Origin of the sequence: Citrobacter braakii (genome assembly GCF_002075345.1) — a bacterium.
GTDB lineage: Bacteria > Pseudomonadota > Gammaproteobacteria > Enterobacterales > Enterobacteriaceae > Citrobacter > Citrobacter braakii.
This window is the reverse complement of the sequence record NZ_NAEW01000085.1, coordinates 1-831: the sequence shown is the minus strand read 5'-3', so window position 1 is coordinate 831 and position 831 is coordinate 1. Positions and strand designations below refer to the sequence as shown.

General features: G+C 59.1%; 1 protein-coding gene and 1 pseudogene. Both read right to left on the bottom strand.

Annotation, left to right across the window (positions count from 1 at the left end; translation table 11 throughout):
- Positions 1–253: pseudogene (locus BZK42_RS27925) on the bottom strand (STY4528 family pathogenicity island replication protein); the annotation flags it as partial.
- 168 nt (positions 254–421) lie between these two features.
- Positions 422–697 (bottom strand): ParE family toxin-like protein, encoded by a 276-nt coding sequence (locus BZK42_RS27920; RefSeq protein WP_249025198.1) that lies wholly within the window; start codon positions 695–697, stop codon positions 422–424.
- Positions 698–831 lie beyond the last annotated feature (134 nt).

Sequence of the window (831 nt, the reverse complement as noted above, 5' to 3'; positions counted from 1 at the left end):
CATACTGCCGTATCATTATCCAGCACATCTTGTCCAGTGGGGAAAGCCGCATGTCCAGCACCAGCGCACGCGGATAGGCATCATGCAGGTTACCCGTGAACAGCAGCCCGTTACGCTCCTGGCCCGAAGTGCCCGGCGTACCGTCAAGCCGCGCCTGCATCTTCGACAAGGTGTAATCAATGATATCATCAGCGGGCAGACGGTGACCGGCACCGGTACCCGCAGGGTCCGTCTGCGCATATTGCGTGTACATAGCCACTCTTCTCGTTGTTATATCAGTTCGTTATAAGGAAGGGTATTAAACATCCCACCTACGGGACTCTTTGCCGCCCCGCACCCCGCAGCCTCCCCCGGATGTCAGCCGGTACCCCGGATACCGGCTGTACCCCGGCGGAGTGACCGGTACAGACCGGGCAGCATTTCACCGCTTCAGCTCACGGTCATAGGTCTGGTGGGACATAAACAGCCACTCTTCACCCCGGTTTTTGCTCAGCAAACGCCAGCGCACCCCCACATCGATTTTGAGGTACCCTGAACATCCCACCTCGCTGTACACGCGCTTTCCCTGACGGTACTGCCTCAGCAGTTTCCGCGCCTTCCGGGTCGCACTCGCATGCACCCTCCGCGGGTCGGTACGCCAGTAACGAAACGAGTCATCCACATACGGATGACGGGTCATGTCTGTATTCACACTCATGATGACGCCTCCCGTTTTTCCTGCGCACACCATCCCCTGACCAGCGTCCACACCGTGGTCAGGCTGACGCCATGGGTTTCCGCCATCAGCATCATCACATCCAGGGACTCCACGCTGTCCGGGCTGTCCATCCC

Excerpts from the sequence above, each read along its gene's own strand:
- BZK42_RS27920 (WP_249025198.1), bottom strand. The coding sequence starts at position 697 with ATGAGTGTGAATACAGACATGACCCGTCATCCGTATGTGGATGACTCG.